Annotated in this window: 15 protein-coding genes; 7 read left to right on the top strand and 8 right to left on the bottom strand. The window is 34.1% G+C overall.

Translation table 11 applies throughout. From position 1 onward, the window contains the following. Positions 1-110: 110 nt before the first annotated feature. The 5 genes from P0R33_RS12915 to P0R33_RS12895 all read right to left on the bottom strand — a co-directional run bounded on the left by P0R33_RS12915 (position 111) and on the right by P0R33_RS12895 (position 8,286). Entirely contained in the window at positions 111-4,376 is a 4,266-nt protein-coding gene (locus tag P0R33_RS12915) for a PorP/SprF family type IX secretion system membrane protein (RefSeq protein WP_276171603.1), read from the bottom strand. A gap of 1 nt (position 4,377) precedes the next feature. Next, the gene (sprC, locus tag P0R33_RS12910) at positions 4,378-5,844 is read right to left on the bottom strand and encodes a gliding motility protein SprC (protein ID WP_276171602.1); all 1,467 of its coding nucleotides are present in this window, start codon (positions 5,842-5,844) and stop codon (positions 4,378-4,380) included. Continuing rightward, the gene (locus P0R33_RS12905; RefSeq protein ID WP_276171600.1) at positions 5,841-6,248 is read right to left on the bottom strand and encodes a hypothetical protein; all 408 of its coding nucleotides are present in this window, start codon (positions 6,246-6,248) and stop codon (positions 5,841-5,843) included. The genes sprC and P0R33_RS12905 overlap by 4 nt, the downstream gene beginning before the upstream one ends. A gap of 102 nt (positions 6,249-6,350) precedes the next feature. Beyond that, positions 6,351-7,640 carry a hypothetical protein gene (locus P0R33_RS12900; RefSeq protein ID WP_276171598.1) on the bottom strand — a complete coding sequence of 430 codons (1,290 nt, stop codon included), beginning with the start codon at positions 7,638-7,640 and terminating at the stop codon, positions 6,351-6,353. 193 nt (positions 7,641-7,833) lie between these two features. Then, positions 7,834-8,286, bottom strand: a complete 453-nt coding sequence (locus P0R33_RS12895; RefSeq protein WP_184158860.1) for a hypothetical protein — start codon at positions 8,284-8,286, stop codon at positions 7,834-7,836. 435 nt (positions 8,287-8,721) lie between these two features. Here P0R33_RS12895 and P0R33_RS12890 point away from each other — a divergent pair, with 435 nt between their 5' ends. The 4 genes from P0R33_RS12890 to recA all read left to right on the top strand — a co-directional run bounded on the left by P0R33_RS12890 (position 8,722) and on the right by recA (position 12,084). Further along, positions 8,722-9,870 carry a DNA polymerase III subunit delta' gene (locus P0R33_RS12890; protein ID WP_276171596.1) on the top strand — a complete coding sequence of 383 codons (1,149 nt, stop codon included), beginning with the start codon at positions 8,722-8,724 and terminating at the stop codon, positions 9,868-9,870. Between the two features lie 6 nt (positions 9,871-9,876). After that, on the top strand, positions 9,877-10,260 hold the full coding sequence (locus P0R33_RS12885; protein ID WP_276171594.1) for a DoxX family protein: 384 nt from the start codon (positions 9,877-9,879) through the stop codon (positions 10,258-10,260). A gap of 149 nt (positions 10,261-10,409) precedes the next feature. Beyond that, the gene (locus P0R33_RS12880) at positions 10,410-10,919 is read left to right on the top strand and encodes an acyl-CoA thioesterase (protein ID WP_111284243.1); all 510 of its coding nucleotides are present in this window, start codon (positions 10,410-10,412) and stop codon (positions 10,917-10,919) included. 157 nt (positions 10,920-11,076) lie between these two features. After that, positions 11,077-12,084: a recombinase RecA gene (recA, locus tag P0R33_RS12875; protein ID WP_223706460.1), complete on the top strand. Its 1,008-nt coding sequence runs from the start codon at positions 11,077-11,079 to the stop codon at positions 12,082-12,084. A 547-nt stretch (positions 12,085-12,631) separates the two neighbouring features. Here the strand turns inward: recA and P0R33_RS12870 are convergent. Beyond that, the gene (locus tag P0R33_RS12870; protein WP_276171592.1) at positions 12,632-13,375 is read right to left on the bottom strand and encodes a lysophospholipid acyltransferase family protein; all 744 of its coding nucleotides are present in this window, start codon (positions 13,373-13,375) and stop codon (positions 12,632-12,634) included. A 149-nt stretch (positions 13,376-13,524) separates the two neighbouring features. Further along, positions 13,525-13,902, bottom strand: coding sequence for a GxxExxY protein (locus P0R33_RS12865; protein ID WP_276171590.1), 378 nt, complete (start codon positions 13,900-13,902; stop codon positions 13,525-13,527). A gap of 210 nt (positions 13,903-14,112) precedes the next feature. Between P0R33_RS12865 and trpS the strand changes: the two genes are divergently transcribed. Further along, positions 14,113-15,087 carry a tryptophan--tRNA ligase gene (gene trpS / locus P0R33_RS12860; RefSeq protein WP_276171588.1) on the top strand — a complete coding sequence of 325 codons (975 nt, stop codon included), beginning with the start codon at positions 14,113-14,115 and terminating at the stop codon, positions 15,085-15,087. A 251-nt stretch (positions 15,088-15,338) separates the two neighbouring features. On the opposite strand, the gene dprA is transcribed toward trpS, so the two are convergent. Next, positions 15,339-16,439 (bottom strand): DNA-processing protein DprA, encoded by a 1,101-nt coding sequence (gene dprA, locus P0R33_RS12855; RefSeq protein ID WP_276171586.1) that lies wholly within the window; start codon positions 16,437-16,439, stop codon positions 15,339-15,341. 238 nt (positions 16,440-16,677) lie between these two features. Here dprA and P0R33_RS12850 point away from each other — a divergent pair, with 238 nt between their 5' ends. Both P0R33_RS12850 and P0R33_RS12845 read left to right on the top strand, forming a co-directional pair. After that, complete coding sequence (locus P0R33_RS12850) at positions 16,678-17,649, top strand: SPOR domain-containing protein (protein WP_276171584.1); 972 nt, start codon at positions 16,678-16,680, stop codon at positions 17,647-17,649. Positions 17,650-17,774: 125 nt separating this feature from the next. Continuing rightward, positions 17,775-18,212 carry a hypothetical protein gene (locus P0R33_RS12845; RefSeq protein WP_276171582.1) on the top strand — a complete coding sequence of 146 codons (438 nt, stop codon included), beginning with the start codon at positions 17,775-17,777 and terminating at the stop codon, positions 18,210-18,212. Positions 18,213-18,376 lie beyond the last annotated feature (164 nt).

Raw genomic sequence — 18,376 nt, 5'->3', positions numbered from 1 at the left:
ACTTCTATCTTTATAGCTAAGGGGCATTAGTCTACAAGACCATTTATTTTTGATAACATTTATTTAGACGTCCCTCTCCACATCGAAGAGAGACTATTTATTTTTCTTTATTAATTCTCCACTTTTACAATGGCCATTCTTCCGTTATAAGCTTTATTGCCTTTTGCTTCCAATGCTTTTGTAGCTTCTTGTAAACCATCAAACTTCTCGTAGTAGATGTAATATTTACTTGTTGTTACATTGTAGAAGAAATTAATATCTGTACGACCAGCAGCCACCGCTTTTGTTAAGAACTCATCACGTTTTTGAACACTGTTGTGAACTGCAAGAATTAAATAATAACCACTATCAGAATTTTTAATATTCTTAATAATCTGCATATTTGACTGCTCTTCTCCGAAATCAAAATCATTTGCTGTCAATGGTGTATTGCTAATTTTCGTTGTCTCTTTTATACGTTTAAGAGCCGCAACGTCTTGCGCATATCTTCCTTGATCATTTTCGTAAGCTGCACGTTTAATTCTACGTTTACGCTCAATTTCAGTTTCAGTTTTGATACGCTCCAAATCTGCTATTAAGGCAGCACCTTGCTGTTCCATTCTCAACTGAGCCGCTTTCAACTCGTTTATCTTCTCTAAATAAGCCTTGTTTAAAGGATCATTTTTAGGGAATTTTTTAAGCCTATCATTGTATAGATTAGTCATTTTCGCAATCTCATTTTTCATGCTGGTATTGGCATCAGCAATCTGTAATTTCAATGCTTCAATTTGACTATTTTCAGCCGCTACACTTTTGAATGGTTTTGGCTCTCTATAAATTCCTTTTTCACTTAAATCATTCTCCTCTTTTAAGTCATTTAAGTCTTTTTGCTTATTAGCAACTGTTGCAGTAAACTGTGCTAATAACTCATTCTGCATTTTACTTGTATTAGCAATTGATGCTGTCAATTCTTCGATCGCTTTTGCTGTTGCGTCTTTGTTTGCCGCTTCAGCTGCCAACCTAGCTTTTTCTGCCTCAGCATCTGCTTTTGCTTTTGCTTCAGCTGCTAATCTTTCTTGACGAGCTTGCTCCTCTAATCTTGCTTTTTCCTCCGCAGCTTGTTGTAATTTCAATGCTTCAGCATCTGCTTTGGCTTTTGCTTCTGCAGCTAATCTTGTTTTCTCAGCTTCAGCGTCAGCTTTTAATTTCGCATCTGCAGCCAATTTCGCTAAACGAGCTTCTTCAGCCAATCTTATTTTTTCTTCAGCAGCTTGTTTTACTTTCAATGCATCTGCATCGGCTTTTGCTTTAGCTTCTGCTGCCAATCTAGCTTTCTCTGCTTCGGCGTCTGCTTTTACTTTAGCGTCAGCTGCCAATTTAGCTTGACGTGCCTCTTCTGCTAATCTTGCTTTTTCATCCGCTGCTTGTTTCGCTTTCAATGCTTCAGCATCCGCTTTCGCTTTTGCGTCAGCAGCTAATTTCGCTTGACGAGCATTTTCCTCATCTTGTAATCTCTTAGTTTCAGCATCTGCTTTTGCTTTTGCAGTCGCTTCGGCATCCGCTTTTACTTTAGCATCCGCTAATAATTTTGCTTGTAAAGCTGCCATGTCTGCTCTCGCTTTTGCATCTGCTGCTAATTTTGCTTCTAATGCTTCTGCATCTGCCTTCGCTTTTGCATCTGCTGCCAATTTAGCTTGACGTGCTTCTTCTTCTTGTTTTGCTTTCAATGCTTCTGCATCTGCTTTTGCTTTGGCATCTGCTGCTAATTTCGCCTGACGAGCTTCTTCTGCTAATCTTGCTTTTTCTTCAGCTGCTTGTTTTACCTTCAATGCTTCTGCATCCGCTTTTGTTTTCGCTTCAGCGGCCAATCTTGCTTTTTCTGCTTCCGCATCTGCTTTTGCTTTGGCATCTGCTGCTAATTTCGCTTGACGAGCATCTTCGGCTTCTTGTAATTTTTTAGCTTCGGCATCTGCTTTTGCTTTTGCAGTTGCTTCGGCGTCTGCTTTAACTCTTGCGTCTGCTATTAGTTTAGCTTGTAAAGCTTCCATATCTGCTTTCGCTTTTGCATCTGCTGCTAATCTAGCTTTCTCTGCTTCGGCATCCGCTTTTGCTTTTGTTTCAGCAGCTAATCTTGCTTTTTCTGCTTCCGCATCTGCTTTTGCTTTGGCATCAGCTGCTAATTTTGCTTTTGCAGCAGCTTCTGCATCTGCTTTCGCTTTTGCATCTGCAACCAATTTTGCCTGAAGCGCTTCTGCATCTGCCTTCGCTTTTGCATCAGCTGCTAATTTCGCTTGACGTGCTTCTTCAGCTTGTTTTATTTTTAATGCTTCTGCATCCGCTTTTGCTTTTGCTTCAGCAGCAATAAGAGCTTGTCTTGCTTCTTCGTCGGCTTTAGCTTTTGCTTCTGCTGCTAATCTTTCTTTTTGTGCTGCTTCTTCAGCGGCTTTTGCTTTCGCGTCTGCCGCTAATTTTGCTTTGTTTGCTGCGTCAATAGATGCTTTAGTTTTTGCCTCTGAAGCCGCTTTCGCTTTTGCTTCTGCTGCTAATCTTGCTTGCAATGCATCTGAATCTGCTTTTGCTTTTGCATCGGCAGCTAAAATAGACTGCATATCTGCTTCTGCTGCTTTTGCTTTTGCATCTGCTTTACGTTTTGCTTCAGCAGCGTCTGCTTTTGCTTTATTATCTGCAATAAGTTTAATTCTTGCAGCTTCCGCATCCGCTTTTGCTTTTTCAGCGGCTGCCAATCTTGCTTGTCTTGCAGCTTCAGCATCAGCTTTGGCTTTATCTGCAGCTAATTGTGCTGCGGTTTTTTGCGGTGCTGGCGCTTGAGCTGGTTTTACAGTTTCAGCTTTCGCTTTTGCGGCAGCTTCCGCATCGGCTTTAGCTTTTGCATCTGCTGCTAATTTCAATTTCATAGCTTCTGCATCTGCTTTCGCTTTATCAGCAGCCAATTGTGCTTGTGTTTTTGGTGCAGCTGCAGCTGGTTTATTGGCTGCTGCTTGTGCTCTTGCAGCAGCGGCAGCATCTACTCTTGCTTTATTGTCTGCAGCCAATTTAATTCTACGCTCTTCTGCATCAGCTCTAGCTTTGTCTGCTGCTAATTGAGCTTGTGTTTTTTGAGTTGTAGCAACCGCTCTATTTGCTGTTGCTGTTTGTGCTCTGGCTGCTGCCGCGGCATCTGCTTTGGCTTTAGCTTCGGCAGCTAGTTTTATTTTAACAGCTTCAGCATCTGCTTTAGCTTTATTATCTGCTTCTAATTTTGCTTTCGCTGCAGCTTCGGCATCGGCCTTAACTTTTTCTGATGCAGCAAGTCTTGCTTGTCTTGCTTCTGCATCTGCTTTTGCTTTCGCTTCAGCGGCCAATCTTGTTTTTTCAGCAACATCTTCTCTTGCTACTTTTGCAGTTGTAGATGGTTTGGCCATTACTGCTTTCGGTTTTGCAGGATCTATCAATGATCCTTCATCTTCATCTGCGTAATAGTAATTTCTGTTTTTGAATCTGTAGGCAATGGCAAATTCATGAGAACCGCCTAGGTTAGAGAAATTGCCCATTCCTCTTTCGTAATTATATTCAATTGCAATGCTTGGAGAAATATTTACCCCAAGTCCTGCTGAAACTCCGTATAAAGTGTTATACCCTGCTTGTGCCCAAATTCCTTGTTGCAAGGTCAGCATAGCAAGACCAGAAATAACGGTTTTGTCTTTTTTAATTTCTGTTCTAACAATTCCAGAAAATTTACTTCTGTCAAAGAATCCGTAACTGTCAATATATCCTGTATACATGGCGTGCAATTGGATAGCTCTTTCTGGATCTTCTTTTACCATTCCAGCACCAAAATTGTACAGTATTAAATTATTAATCGCTAATCCGAAATCTAAAAATTCAGTTCCGTAATTAATTCCTGGATTAACCGTTAGCAAAGTGCTCGAAGGAAATTCTCCCATCAAGATATCAGAATCATCAGATATAATTTTTCCTTTGTTTAGACCACTTTGATAAGCACCTACATTTAAACCAAAAGTCAAGTTACTATCTTGATCGAGGGAAATATTGTGAGCAAAGTTGGCAATTCCGCCAAAAACGGTCATTAACCCATAATTTTGCTGAAATAAGCCAATTGCAAAAGCATCGTTTTCTCTAATACGTCCAGAATAATTGGCTAGATAAGTTTGCGGAGCATTATCAAATTGAACCCATTGTCTTTTGTTATAAAAACTTATATACGGATTTGCTTCACGAACAAAACTGAATGTTGGGTTGATTAAATATCTATTAAATTTTAAAGAATTTCTAATAGGTAATGAAAACGAAACAACTCCATCCTCATTTGCATTTTGAGAATAGAGTACATTTGAAAAGCCGTAAAATAAAGTGATGAATAGTAGGATTTTCTTCATATTATTTTATAACAGTTATTGATCCTTTTTTTTCACCGGTGTCTGATTGAATGACATAGTAATAAACAGGATTTACATTTTTAAAATCTATATTGTTTTGGGGCCAATCTCCTTGATAATTTACAACATCTAATACAATATCACCATTTGAACTGATGATCATAACTTTAGTTGTTGCATTTTTGTATTCGTCTGGAATATTCCAATACGGATTCATTCCGCTTAATTTTATAATGTTTGGAATAACGCTTGCTGGACCAGAATCACCATTAATTCTAAATGAAAACTCTTTGTTAGCAATACAACCCGATGCTTGAGAAATTTTTACTTTATAATTACCTTTTACAGAAACGGTGTATGAACTTCCTGTTGCTCCAGAAATTAAATTATCGTTTAAATACCACTCAAAAGTTGGACTTGTAGCATCTGTTGTAACGTTTACGCTTAAGGTTTCACCTTCATTTAACTTATATCCATCTTGAACATCAATACTTGCATCAAAGCCATTGCTTTGAAGGTTGATTGTTCCAGTAGCTTTACATCCTCCAAAATCGACTTCTACAGTATAAACACCAGATTCATTTGTTGAATAAGTTCTTCCTGTTGCTCCAGTTATAAGTACTCCGTCTTTTTTCCATACATAGCTGTTTCCAGAAGTTGCTGTCAATACAGTTCCTGTACCACTTGCGCAAAATGGGTTTCCTAGACTTGAATTTATTGTCGCACTAGATCCTGAACTTGCGCTTATAACCTTAACACGATTAGAACTGATATTTACTTCTGTACATGCACCATAATCTACTACGGCATAATATTCACCTTCAGCATTTACCAATAACGTCTTACCGCTTTGTCCTGCAATTAGAACATCATCTTTATACCATTTGTATTTAAGATTTGGATAATTTGCTGGTGACGAATTTGTCACATTTGGGGTATCATTATCTACTGAAAGGGTTAAACTTCCACCAGAACAAATCGCCGCGCTTGTGCTCTTGTTGTTTATAAAAAAAGCGGTTTCAAAGGCTTTATAATAAGCTGGAAAATCTGTTGAGTTATTAATTGAACTTCTGATTCTAGCGCTTGGAGCAGCAGTAGAAACAGAACTTCTAATTCTAAAACCATAAATTTCAGATCCTACTAAATTTGTTGGAAGTGCAAATTTTATAGATTGTTGGGTAGCATTGATGTCTGTAGGCGGCTGCACTTTTGGGGCATACGTAGGAGGAGTAGTAAAGTTTCCGGTAGCATCAGTAATTTCAACTTCGAATGTTGTTCCTGCTGGAAAATTAACGTAACTAAAAGTAACGTTGAATTCATTAAAAGAAGCTCCTGCGCAAAGTCTTTCTATTCCATCAAAAGGTTGAGGAACAATTACGGCCTGTGCATAGGAGCTTGATTCAGTACATAAAAATATACTAAATATAAATAAAACTCTAAATAAAGATAAAGTAGTTTTTTGAATCATATAGTGCGTGTTCTTGCTAGGTCGATACGCTCAAAAAACAAAATATCAATGAATGTTTCTGAAAAATCATATTTGTAGTTTTCAATAATATCTTTTGCTAAAATTGAAGTTGCTGCAAATGATGAATCCTCATTACAATCGTTAGATACCGTATTGGTTTCAGCTACTATAGTAAGGCTGTCCTTGGGGGTGGACATCCCTACTATAAACTGATTAAATTTGTCTGAATTGCTGTTTTCAATAACAGCTTTAGTACTTTTTTGGTTCACATTACCTAAAGTTAATCCACACTCAGAATCAGCAGCCTGTGTAGGTTTTCCTGCTGTATTCTGTGCATATAGAGTTAACGATATAGGCGAAACCAAAAATATTATATATAAAAAATATTTTTTCGTAGATACCATTATGTCTTGATCTTTATTTGGGGTCCTTTAACGATACATAAATTGTGTCTGGGGACTTTATTAATAAAATTTACGCGAGGGAATAAAAATCGAAACTATTATCTATTTACCGCTTGAAGCCGTGATTTTTCCTAATTGTAATCTGAAATCTGGTTTTTTAGGATTGAAGATATCAATGAAAGTTTCTTTGTTGTCACTTTGAGAGTAAACGTTAAAGAAAATACTATTTCCGTACCAGCTTTCTAAATCTTCATTGTTAGAATTATATTCCGTAAAGATGTTTCCATTACATAAATTGAAATACATTTCCTCAAATTTGATTTTTTTAAGGTTGGCGTCATTGATTTCTGTTTTGCTGTCTAATAATACCGCAGGGTTAAATCCAGAGATTACACTTCTTTTCATTTCAAGAGAAGCACCTTCTGCAACATAAACAGCTTCTTTTACTAAACCTGCTTGAATATCAGCTTTAATATTTTCACTGTCATTTACCATTGTAATATTACTTGCAACAACTAAAGTTTGTTTTTTAGTAAAGTCTGTTTCACTTTTCTTTTCAAAAGATCTAACTTCCATACAACGAGATCCGTCTTTAGTACTAGAGAAATAAGAAGATCTTACTGCTAAAGAGTTAAAGAAACGACATTGTACTCCTTGAGAAAATTTAAAGTCATCATTAACTGATTTAAAAGAAACAAATTTTGTAGCATTTAAGTCACCGCCTAAAACTCCGAAAGAATCTCCACCAGCGTAGCTAACCATGATATTTTCTAAAACTGTTTTGTTTCCAACACCAGCAAGAGTTAAACCGTTGAAAGTGTCTAAACCTTTAACTTTTTTACCAGCGAATTCAATTCTTACGAATCTTAAAATTCCAGAATTTGAAGCCACGTTATCTCCACCGTAGGTAGTAAGAGTTGGATCAAGGTCAAGGTTATAAGAACCTACATTTCCAAATTTGTTAATTGGAGCATCTCCAAGAACTACAATTCCACCCCAATCACCAGCTTTTTTCATGCTTCTGTTTGAAGTAAATACAATTGGATCTGTTTCTAAACCGTCAGCAACTAATTGTGCACCTTTTGTAATTACTAATGTTCCTTTAGTTTCAAAGTCACCAATAATTACTGTACCTGGCTCAATAGTCAAAACAGCATTGTTTGTAACGTATACGTTTCCTTGCAAAACGTAGATGTTTCTTTTCAGCAATTTAGTATTAACAGAAATGTTTCCTGCTAAAATTTGGTTTGCTTCTCCATAGTCTACTTTGTTAGGCTTAAATTCGGTCCAGTTGTTTAACCAATTAGTGTAGCCCATAATTCCTTTCTCTTGTTGAGCATTCATACTCGTAACTGTCAAAAGAACGCAGATTAATTGAGTAATTTTTTTCATGATAAGGGGGTATTACGGTTAATAATAAATTTGGGTATGCGTAAACGAAAAAACTCCTCTCGAATTTTCCAAAAATTTTAGAACCTTCGAGAATGAGTCTTTTTTTATTTTGTTTTTCGAAAGCATTCCACGTTAGATTTTTTGAATCTACGTAAACACTTCGAAAAAGGTTTTAAAAAAAATTAAGCATTTATTACATTTCGTTCAAATCGTTGAACTCGTGTAATGATTTCAATGTACTTTCGTAAAATAAAATTGCAGCGATAAGATTTCCTTTATCAGAATAAGGCATCATTTTTCTTTGAAACTCTACAGTAGTATCCAAAAATGTTGAAGTACCAACTGCCTGAGCATCTAAGATTTTTTTGTGATCACCATCGTCTGGAATACCTAAGTCCGCCATTGTAACTCCTGGCTTAGTAACCAAAGCAATGTAAGGGAGAGTTTTTACTAAAACTTTAATACGCTCAATGTATAATTCCAGAAGCTCACCTTTTTGCATACCACTCAATTCTTTTTGATCATGGTATTTACGGATAAGAGCCGTTGTACTGATAATACTTCTAGGAGCATTCTTTGCCTGTGCCGAAACAGCAGCCGTAGTTAAGATAAAAAAAGCACTTAATAGAGTAATTTTCCCTTTCATAGATTCTTATTTTATAATTGGTTGTTGATAAAAACAAAAATATAGAAATTAACTTAATTAACAACTCTAATGGATTTTTTTTTCAAAATATTTTCTTAAAAAAAGCTTAAAAACCAGCGTTATGTCGAGAAAATGTGCGTTTTAACGCTCTTTTTGTTAAAACTGTTAAGGCTTAAAAAGTAAGGTATTCGCCATAAAAAATAAAATTTCTCAACTTTAAATAATCAAAAAAACCTTACGTTTAGCGTTTTTTGAAAAAAAATATTAACAAAAACATCTTGATAAATGCTCAGGTTGAGATGTTTATTAACAAAATTGTATTCAAATCAAAAGAAAAAATTGGGCGTTTTAAGTTTGTAATTTGAAAATTATAGCTAAGCAAGAAACTTTATCTCGAAAATTTTTGACTACATCATTTTCTGCTATCTTTGCTCCATGCAATTTTCTCAAATTTTAGGTCAAGATTACATCAAAAGCCACTTGACAAAAAGTGCTGCATCTGGTAGAATTCCACATGCACAATTATTTGTTGGTCCAGAAGGAAGCGGAACATTAATTACCGCAATTGCTTATGCTCAGTACATTTTGTGCAGCAATACTGGCAACGAAAATTCGAACGGAAACGATTCCTGCAATCTAAAGTTCGACAACATTTCTCATCCAGATCTGCATTTTATTTACCCGACCGTTACCACCGAAGACGTAAAAACAAAACCCAAAAGTTTAGATTTTATTCAGGATTGGCGAAGCTTTATTCAAGAAATGCCTTACGGAGGTTTATTCGATTGGTACAAAATCCTTGGTGTGCAAAACAAACAGGGAGAAATTCGTGTAGAAGATGCGCAGGAAGTTCTAAAATCGCTTGCGCTAAAATCTTACGAAGGCGGTTACAAAATCATGATTATTTGGATGGCCGATAAAATGAATATCGCGGCATCAAACAAACTCCTGAAACTTTTAGAAGAACCGTCAGACAAAACGATGTTTATTCTGATTTCTGAAAATGAAGAAGATATTATTCAGACCATACGCTCTCGCTGTCAGGTTATTCACTTTAATGCTCTTCCTGAAAAAGTTATTGCCGAAGCTTTGGTTGCACAAGAAAATATAGATCTAAATTTAGCTAAAAAAATTGCACATCAAGCACAAGGAAATTTTAATAAAGCTTTGCATTTGCTAAAAGAAGATGACGACGAATTTCCGTTTGAACAATGGTTCGTAAATTGGGTTCGCGCCGCTTTTAGAGCAAAAGGAAACGCGGCAGCCATTCAGGATTTAATTTCGTGGAGCGAACAAATTGCTGCTCTGGGACGCGAAAGCCAGAAAAAATTTATTCAATATTGTATCGAAATGTTCCGACAAGCTTTGATGTTAAATTACCAAGCGCCAAGTTTGGTTTACATCGAACCAAAAGTAGATAAGTTTAAACTGGAAAATTTTGCTCCTTTCGTAAACGGAAATAACATTCATGAAATTTTCAAAGAACTTTCAGATGCTATGTATCACATTGAAAGAAACGGAAATGCAAAAATAATTTTGACCGATTTATCCATCAAATTAACTCGTTTAATTCATAAAAAATAATTCATAATGAACAATGTTGCCTCAATTTTGCTTTTGGCTTTTTTAGCTTTAACTTTCTTACAATCGGGTTACGAAAAAATTTTTTATTGGAAAGATAATGTCGCTTGGCTAAAAGAACATTTTGCTAAAACACCACTAAAAAATCAAGTTCCGCTTGCTCTATTGCATTTGTTGATTTTAGAATTAATTTCAGGAATTTTATGTGTTGTCGGAGGCATTCAGCTTTTAACAAATAACGGAAGAGAATTTGGTTTTTACGGAGCAATTTTTTCTTGCATTTGTTTGTTAATGATGCTTTTCGGACAAAGACTTGCTAAAGATTACGATGGTGCGAGAACTATTGTAATTTATTTTATTCCAGCTGTAATTGCTGTTTATTGGTTGAATTAATTCAACCGTAATTTTAAATAAAGTTAGCCACAGATTTCACAGATTCTCACAGATTTTTTTTAATCATTTTAATCTTTGATCCCGATAGCTATCGGGAGTGGCAAAAAAGCCTTTTAGAGGCGTTAAAACAAATTTTTATTATCAAAAAAATGAATCCAAAACATCCTTCAGAATCTTTAACTATTTTAACTGATTTAGTTTTACCGAGCGAAACAAATCCTTTAAACAATCTATTTGGTGGCGAATTATTAGCCAGAATGGATCGCGCTGCAAGTATTGCGGCTCGCAGACATTCGCGCCGAATTGTAGTGACTGCTTCTGTAAATCACGTTGCTTTTAATAGAGCTATTTCGCTTGGAAGCGTAGTAACAGTAGAAGCAAAAGTCTCAAGATCATTCAAAAGTTCTATGGAAGTTTTTATTGATGTTTGGGTAGAAGACCGCGAATCTGGAAACAGAACAAAAGCAAACGAAGCAATCTATACTTTCGTTGCCGTTGATGACACCGGAAGGCCAGTTGAAGTTCCAGCGATTGTACCAGAAACAGAACTTGAAATTCAGCGTTTTGATGCTGCTCTTCGTCGTAAACAGCTGAGTTTACTGCTTGCAGGAAAAATAAAACCGTCTGACGCAACAGAATTAAAAGCTTTGTTTTTATAGAAAATTTGTGACAATTTGGAACAATTTGTCGCAATCAAACTCGAAAAAAAAGAACTAATTTTACAATCTCTAAAGCTGTCTTAAATAAATAATAAAGTTTTTTCCTACATTTGTTTAAACGGCTAAAAAATAACAATTAAGATAATTAATATAAAAGATGAGTTCAGAAAAAGAAGCCAAATTAAAAGCGTTACAATTAACGCTTGATAAACTTGACAAAACCTACGGAAAAGGAACCGTAATGAAAATGGGCGACAGAGCCATTGTAGAAGTAGAAACGATTTCTTCTGGCTCACTTGGCGTTGATTTAGCACTTGGTGTAAACGGATATCCAAAAGGAAGAATTATAGAAATATATGGTCCAGAATCTTCTGGAAAAACTACTTTGACGCTTCATGCAATTGCTGAAGCTCAAAAAGCGGGCGGTATTGCTGCCTTTATCGATGCGGAACACGCATTTGATAGAAATTATGCAGAAAAATTAAATGTAGATATTGAGAATTTAATTATTTCTCAACCAGATAATGGAGAACAGGCTTTAGAAATTGCAGAAAACTTAATTCGTTCTGGCGCAATTGATATCGTGGTAATTGACTCTGTTGCCGCTTTGACTCCAAAAAGTGAAATTGAAGGAGAAATGGGAGATTCTAAAATGGGACTTCATGCTCGTTTAATGTCTCAAGCTTTAAGAAAACTTACTGGAACTATCAGTAAAACAAATTGTACAGTATTCTTTATCAATCAGCTTCGTGAAAAAATTGGTGTAATGTTCGGAAATCCAGAAACTACAACTGGAGGTAACGCACTTAAATTTTACGCTTCTGTACGTTTAGATATTCGTCGTTCTGCTCAAATTAAAGACGGTGAAAACGTAATCGGTAACAGAACAAAAGTAAAAATCGTTAAAAATAAAGTCGCTCCACCTTTTAAAACTGCCGAATTCGACATTATGTACGGTGAAGGAGTTTCTAAAACGGGTGAAATTTTAGATTTAGCTGTAGAATTTGACATCGTTAAAAAAGCAGGATCTTGGTTCAGTTATGGCGATACTAAATTAGGCCAAGGTCGTGATGCAGTTAAAACTTTAATTAAAGATAATCCAGAACTTGCTGACGAACTGGAAGTTAAAATTAAAGAACATATCAAAGAATTAGCAAACGCTTAATATTATAAAGTCAAAAAAGACTTATTTCATAAACCTCGGCAATTGTCGAGGTTTTTTATTAAAAAAAAAACAAATTTAGACGCAACCATTTCATTACTTCACCATCTTTTAAAAAAAGTGGTCTGCTTATTCGATACTGCCATATATCAATTTGCAGATTTTTTTTAGAATTTACATTGGTTGGTTATTTGAATTAAAATCCGTTAGTTGTTTGGTGCTAACGGATTTTTAATCAACACTTTATTTTTTTTTATTTTACACGCAACCTTTTTTATTTTTCTTCATCTATAATAATGTGACGTTAACTTGAGTTATAACTAAACTCTTTATTATCAACCATTAATATTTTTAACCATGAAAGAAAAAATAGAATTGTTGTACAATAAAAACCGAAGAAAAACCAGATTGAAATTTAAAAAAGTATTACGTTTTATTTCGGAAAAAATAATTCATAGATAAATTTTGAATAAAAATGGGGGTTTTTAATTCAAAATAAAAGCCGGTAGATTTAAGTAGATCTACCGGCTTTTCTGTTTTTACTTTCAAATTACTTTTTATCAAAAGCAATTAAAGCATCGTATATAATATTTCTAACTCTGTCTTTCAGTTCCTTTCTATGATCAATTGTTAAACCTTCTGTTTCAATAAATGGCAAAATTCTAGCGCGCATTTTCCCTGGACTTCCACTTAAAAAAGTATACGAAAAACGTTCTTTATTATCTGGAAAAACAATTGGCACAATCGGAATCTGGTGATCAATAGCTAATCTGAAAGCGCCGTCTTTAAATTCGTCAAGCAAGACACTTTCATCATCTGGAACACCGCCTTCTGGAAAAATACAAATACTTAAGCCTTGATTTAAACGACTTTGAGCTCTTTTAAAAACCTCATTTTTACTTCGAGATGAATTTCTGTCAACCAAAATACAAGTTCTTTTGTAGAAGAATCCAAAAAGCGGAATCTTCACTAATTCTTTCTTTCCAACAAAAACAAACGGATTTTTAATTAAAGCCAACATAAGCATAATATCGGTCATCGATGTATGATTTGCCACAATCATATAACTTTTGCCTTTAATTAGCTTCTGTTCGCGTTTTACGATATAATAGAAACCCATTCCGAAAAGAATAAATTTAGCCCAAACGCGAGCCATTTTGAAAAAATAAGGATAACCCTTCTCTGAAATAATAGAAATCAGTAAAAATGGCAGCATAATTATGATGGGAACCGCCATTACAACGTAGAACCAAACTCGCCAGAGAATCCAAAAAGAAATTTTTAATATTTTCATAGTTTCAAATGTAGTAAAACCGAAATGAATTTTGATAAAGATTTTTTAGCGTCTTTTTTTTTAACGCAAAGAGCGCAAAGGGTTTTCGCAAAGTTTTTTAAAGTGCTTCTTTTTAAGAATAGCATTGCTATAAGTTCGCAAAGCTTTGCTTATAAGTTATTTGCAACTCTTCTTATACCATTTTTTAAAAGGATTTCGCTAAAATTTATAAGTAAACCAAGTTTGTAATTTCCAAGTTTTAAGTATGTTAGTGTTTGTGCCAAATGGTTGGATGTTAATGATTCTACACTTTTTATTTCGATTAGAAATTTATTTTCTACAATTAAATCGACGCGATATCCGCAATCAAGTTTAACTTCTTCAAAAACTAATGGCAAAACTTTCTCTTTTTCAACAAGAAGTCCACGTTGTTTAATTTTATAAAACAGACATTCTTTATATACGTTTTCTAATAAACCTGGTCCAAGTTTTTTATGAATTTCAATAGCGAGTCCAATTACAATGTTTGATATTTCGTTTTCCGTCATAATTTAAAAAAAACATCAAATTTATAAATATTTTCTTATTTTTTTAATGCAATTAGAAGACATAGCTTTGAGAACTTATTGCAAAGCAATCCTCTAAAAAAGAAAACTTCTTTGCTTTGCGAAAAACCTTAGCGCACTTAGCGTTAAAAAACCACAGCCTTTTGTAGTTAAAAAAAACATCACGACATTTGCAATTCAGAAAAAACTAGAATGGCAAAAATACTTACTGGTGTTCAAAGTACAGGGACGCCGCATTTAGGAAATTTATTAGGAGCAATTATTCCAGCAATCGAATTATCAAACAATCCGGCAAACGAGTCCTATTTGTTTATTGCTGATTTGCATTCAATCACTCAAATTAAAGATGGAAAAACTTTAAGAGAAAACACCTATAGTACTGCTGCAGCTTGGCTTGCGTGCGGTTTAAATCCTGAAAAAGTTACTTTTTACAGACAATCTGATGTAGTTCAAACTACAGAATTGACTTGGTATTTGAGCTGTTTTTTTCCGTTTCAAAGATTGACTTTAGCGCATTCATTTAAAGATAAAGCAGATCGATTAGACGATGTAAATGCTGGTCTTTTTACTTATCCGATGTTAATGGCAGCAGATATTTTATTATATGATGCTGAATTTGTTCCTGTTGGAAAAGATCAATTGCAGCATTTAGAAATTACACGTGATGTTGCTGCACGTTTTAATCACCAAATGGGTGAAACATTTGTACTTCCAGAAGCAAAAATTCAGGAAAACATTATGTTGATTCCAGGAACAAATGGTGGTAAAATGAGTAAATCTGCCAACAACATCATCAATATTTTCTTGGACGACAAAACATTACGTAAACAAGTAATGAGCATAGAAACGGACTCAACTCCACTTGAGGATCCAAAAAATCCTGATACTTGTAATGCTTTTGCTATCTATTCTTTGTTAGCAAATGAAGAGCAAATTGCACAAATGAGAGCAAATTATTTAGGCGGAAATTATGGTTACGGCCATGCAAAACAAGCTTTGTTTGAATTGATCACTGAGAAATTCAAAACAGAAAGAGAAAAATATAATTACTACATCAATAATCTAGAAGAAGTTGATGCTTTGCTAAAAAAAGGTGCTGAAAAGGCTTCTGTAGTTGCAGATGGTGTTTTAGCAAAAGTAAGAGAGGTTTTAGGATTTCAGAAGTAGAAATAAAATCTACATTTTTAGAAAATATAACGTTGATCAAGTTAAAATTGGTCAACGTTTTTTTTAATTATTTTTCGTAACTTCATATATATTAATCTTTTAAAAAAGAAAAATATGAACAAATACATAGAAGATTACGACATTCCGCCATACTTATTTCAAATTATAAATATATTTTTTGGCTTACTCTTGATTTTTATTCTTTATAAAATATATAAGCATTTCAAAAACAAAAAATAAGATTTTCTGCGTTAAATTGACTCAAAAAGTTTTCCAGGTAAAGGTCTTATTAAGCCTTTTAATTCCATATTTAACAAAATGGCTGACATTTTATAAATTGGAAAATCACACTGAACAGCAATAACATCTAATAATTCTTTACCATTTTTTTGAAGAAAATCGTAGATCTTTTGCTCCTCAGGTTCAAGCTCAACAAAAAGTTGTTTCTGGATGTTTTTAGGATTTTCTTTGATATCCCAATTGAGCATATAAATTAAATCGGCAGCATTAGTTAATACATTCGCTTTCTGAGTTTTAATCAGATTATTGCAACCCTGACTATACTTATCTGTTACTCTTCCGGGAACTGCAAACACGTCCCGATTGTAGTCATTTGCCATATTTGCTGTAATTAAAGAACCGCCTTTATCAGCAGATTCAATTACTATGGTTGCCTCCGTCATTCCAGCTACAATCCGATTTCGGCGAACAAACTTTTCTTTATCTGGATTAGAATCACTCCAGAATTCTGTGATAAAACCACCATTTTCTTCCAATCTTGCCATGTACTTTTTATGCGAACTCGGATAAATACGATTCAATCCATGCGCCAAAACACCAATCGTTTGCAGATTATAATCCATTGCTGCTTGATGTGCAACGATATCAACTCCATACGCAAATCCGCTCACAATTATTGGATCTAAAGGAGCCAAATCTTCAATGAGTTTTCGGCAAAAATCTGTTCCATAAGAAGTTATTTGGCGTGTTCCGACAATACTGATCATTTTCTTTTTCTCAAAATCAATATTTCCTGCAGTGAAAATAAGAATCGGCGCATCAAAACAATGCTTTAATTTTTCGGGATATTTTTGATCCTGAAAATACGAAACATTGATTTTGTTTTTTTTAATAAATTCCAACTCGCTTTCAGCTTTTTGAAAAATGGTTTTATCTCTCAAATTTTTTAACAACACCGATCCAATTCCGTCAACTGCTGCTAATTGTGCATTTTTTGCTTTAAAAATATCCGATGCATTTCCAAAAGATTGAAGTAATTTTTTACCCATTATATCTCCTACTCCATCAACTCTTAGCAACGCTAATAAATTAAATAAATCTTGATCGTTCATATTTTTTAAACATTATGTAAAATAGAAAATAAAAATTCCTTTTTCTAAATTGCAAATATGAATAAAATCAAAGTAATTTCTTAATAAATTTTAAATTTAAAAATAAGAAGCCTTGCCACTACAGAGAGATTTAACATTTAAAATACTGATTCTGAATTGTCTAAAAATATATATCAATTGTTAATAAAAATTGTGAATAAAATTTTGATAACTATAAGCGTTGCATAACTTTGTCAATATGAAAATCGAAGTATATATCTCGCAGTTATTGTATCGTTATCAGTGTGTAACGGTTCCAGGATTTGGTGCATTTTTAACCGAAACTCATTCGGCTCAGCTTAATGAAAGCACTAATTCGTTTTTTCCTCCAAAAAAAACCATTTCTTTCAACAGTCGCATCAAAAATAACGATGGTTTGTTGGCAAATCATATTGCTCAAGCTGAAAAAACATCTTACGGATTTGCAGTTAGCGCCATTGCATTTGAAATTACGAATTGGAAAAAATCTTTGGAAGAAGACGGCGTAATCTCTTTGAAAAACATTGGTGAATTACGTTTAAATTCTGAAAACAATATTATTTTCACACCAAACGATCAAACTAATTATTTATCTACTTCTTTTGGATTAAGCCCGTTTGTTTCGCCAATGGTGAAAAAAGAGCTTTTCGAGAAAAAAATCGAAAAGATCACTTCAAAAGAAAAAGAACCAATTGCGTTGCATGAAACAGAAGAGCAAACTAAATCTTCTAACTCATTCTTGAGATATGCCGCAATTTTAGTTTTAGGACTTGGAATTTCTGGAAGTATCGGTTATCCGTTATATCAAAACCAAATTGAAAATCAGACACTTTTAGTAGAACAAGCCGTTCAGAAAAAAGTTCAGAATAAAATTCAGGAGGCAACATTTTTAATAAAAAATCCGCTTCCAGCAGTTACACTTACCGTAGATTCTGCAAGTGTTGAAACAGCAGAACCGACAATGCCTTATCACATTATGGCTGGTGCTTTTAGAAGCGAACAAAATGCAAAGAAAGCTTATAATCAATTGATTAAAGATGGATTTAAAGCTAAAATGCTAAAAGAAAACAAACACGGTTTATTTCCTGTTTTGTACGGAAGTTATGCTACAATGAGAGAAGCAGAACAAGCTCAAAAAGAAATACAAAAAGGCGAAAATCCGCAAGCTTGGATTCTGGTCGAAAACTTATAAATCTCTGAAAATCCCGTTCTTCTTGAATGGGATTTTTTTTGTCTTATTCTGTTGTTTTAAAAAATTTGTCGGGCATTATTTGAAAATTTCTTCAAATAAATTCGTTTCAAAAATTTAAAACAATCATGAACAAAATTTTCACAACATTAGTCTTCTTGTTATTACTGAGTTCTCAATCTTTTTTTGCACAACAAATTCAACCAAATGCACAGGAATTAGAGTTGAAGAAAAATGAAGCTGAAACTCAAAAAACGTTAAAAGAAAATCATAAAAAACTGGATGATAGAATTGATCAGCTGAAAAAAGAGCAGAAAGAACTGGAAAGCAAAAAGAAAACTCTTTCTAAATCTGAAAACAATTTAAAATCTACAAAAGAGAAAATCGAAAAGCTAGAAATCGCGAATAGGAAAATTGAAAACAAGATAACTACAACTTCTATTTCTGATGAAGAAATTCAAAAACAAAGAATTAAAACCAAAGAAAATGAGGTAAACATTCAGAAGTTAAAACTGACTCAGATTACTCAAGAAAAAGAACTTGAAAAAGTAATGTCGAACATTTAAAGAAATCGTTTTTCAAAGGGAAATCTCCAATTTTCCGAGCTTCGGAGAAGCAAAATATTTATAGAAAAGAAAAATCTATTACGATAAAAAGCTCCAGCGGAGCGGCATAAATACATGTCGCTCCGCTGGAGCTTTTTTCATTTGTCATTTTGAAATTCTATAAA

Source organism: Flavobacterium sp. YJ01 (genome assembly GCF_029320955.1).
Classification (GTDB): domain Bacteria; phylum Bacteroidota; class Bacteroidia; order Flavobacteriales; family Flavobacteriaceae; genus Flavobacterium.
This window is presented reverse-complemented; position numbering and strand designations above follow the sequence as displayed.

Excerpts from the sequence above, each read along its gene's own strand:
- P0R33_RS12845 (WP_276171582.1), top strand. The coding sequence starts at position 17,775 with ATGAACAAAATTTTCACAACATTAGTCTTCTTGTTATTACTGAGTTCT.
- P0R33_RS12885 (WP_276171594.1), top strand. The coding sequence starts at position 9,877 with ATGAACAATGTTGCCTCAATTTTGCTTTTGGCTTTTTTAGCTTTAACT.
- P0R33_RS12890 (WP_276171596.1), top strand. The coding sequence starts at position 8,722 with ATGCAATTTTCTCAAATTTTAGGTCAAGATTACATCAAAAGCCACTTG.
- dprA (WP_276171586.1), bottom strand. The coding sequence starts at position 16,439 with ATGAACGATCAAGATTTATTTAATTTATTAGCGTTGCTAAGAGTTGAT.
- P0R33_RS12905 (WP_276171600.1), bottom strand. The coding sequence starts at position 6,248 with ATGGTATCTACGAAAAAATATTTTTTATATATAATATTTTTGGTTTCG.
- P0R33_RS12880 (WP_111284243.1), top strand. The coding sequence starts at position 10,410 with ATGAATCCAAAACATCCTTCAGAATCTTTAACTATTTTAACTGATTTA.
- P0R33_RS12900 (WP_276171598.1), bottom strand. The coding sequence starts at position 7,640 with ATGAAAAAAATTACTCAATTAATCTGCGTTCTTTTGACAGTTACGAGT.
- P0R33_RS12895 (WP_184158860.1), bottom strand. The coding sequence starts at position 8,286 with ATGAAAGGGAAAATTACTCTATTAAGTGCTTTTTTTATCTTAACTACG.
- P0R33_RS12850 (WP_276171584.1), top strand. The coding sequence starts at position 16,678 with ATGAAAATCGAAGTATATATCTCGCAGTTATTGTATCGTTATCAGTGT.
- sprC (WP_276171602.1), bottom strand. The coding sequence starts at position 5,844 with ATGATTCAAAAAACTACTTTATCTTTATTTAGAGTTTTATTTATATTT.
- recA (WP_223706460.1), top strand. The coding sequence starts at position 11,077 with ATGAGTTCAGAAAAAGAAGCCAAATTAAAAGCGTTACAATTAACGCTT.
- P0R33_RS12865 (WP_276171590.1), bottom strand. The coding sequence starts at position 13,902 with ATGACGGAAAACGAAATATCAAACATTGTAATTGGACTCGCTATTGAA.
- trpS (WP_276171588.1), top strand. The coding sequence starts at position 14,113 with ATGGCAAAAATACTTACTGGTGTTCAAAGTACAGGGACGCCGCATTTA.
- P0R33_RS12870 (WP_276171592.1), bottom strand. The coding sequence starts at position 13,375 with ATGAAAATATTAAAAATTTCTTTTTGGATTCTCTGGCGAGTTTGGTTC.
- P0R33_RS12915 (WP_276171603.1), bottom strand. The coding sequence starts at position 4,376 with ATGAAGAAAATCCTACTATTCATCACTTTATTTTACGGCTTTTCAAAT.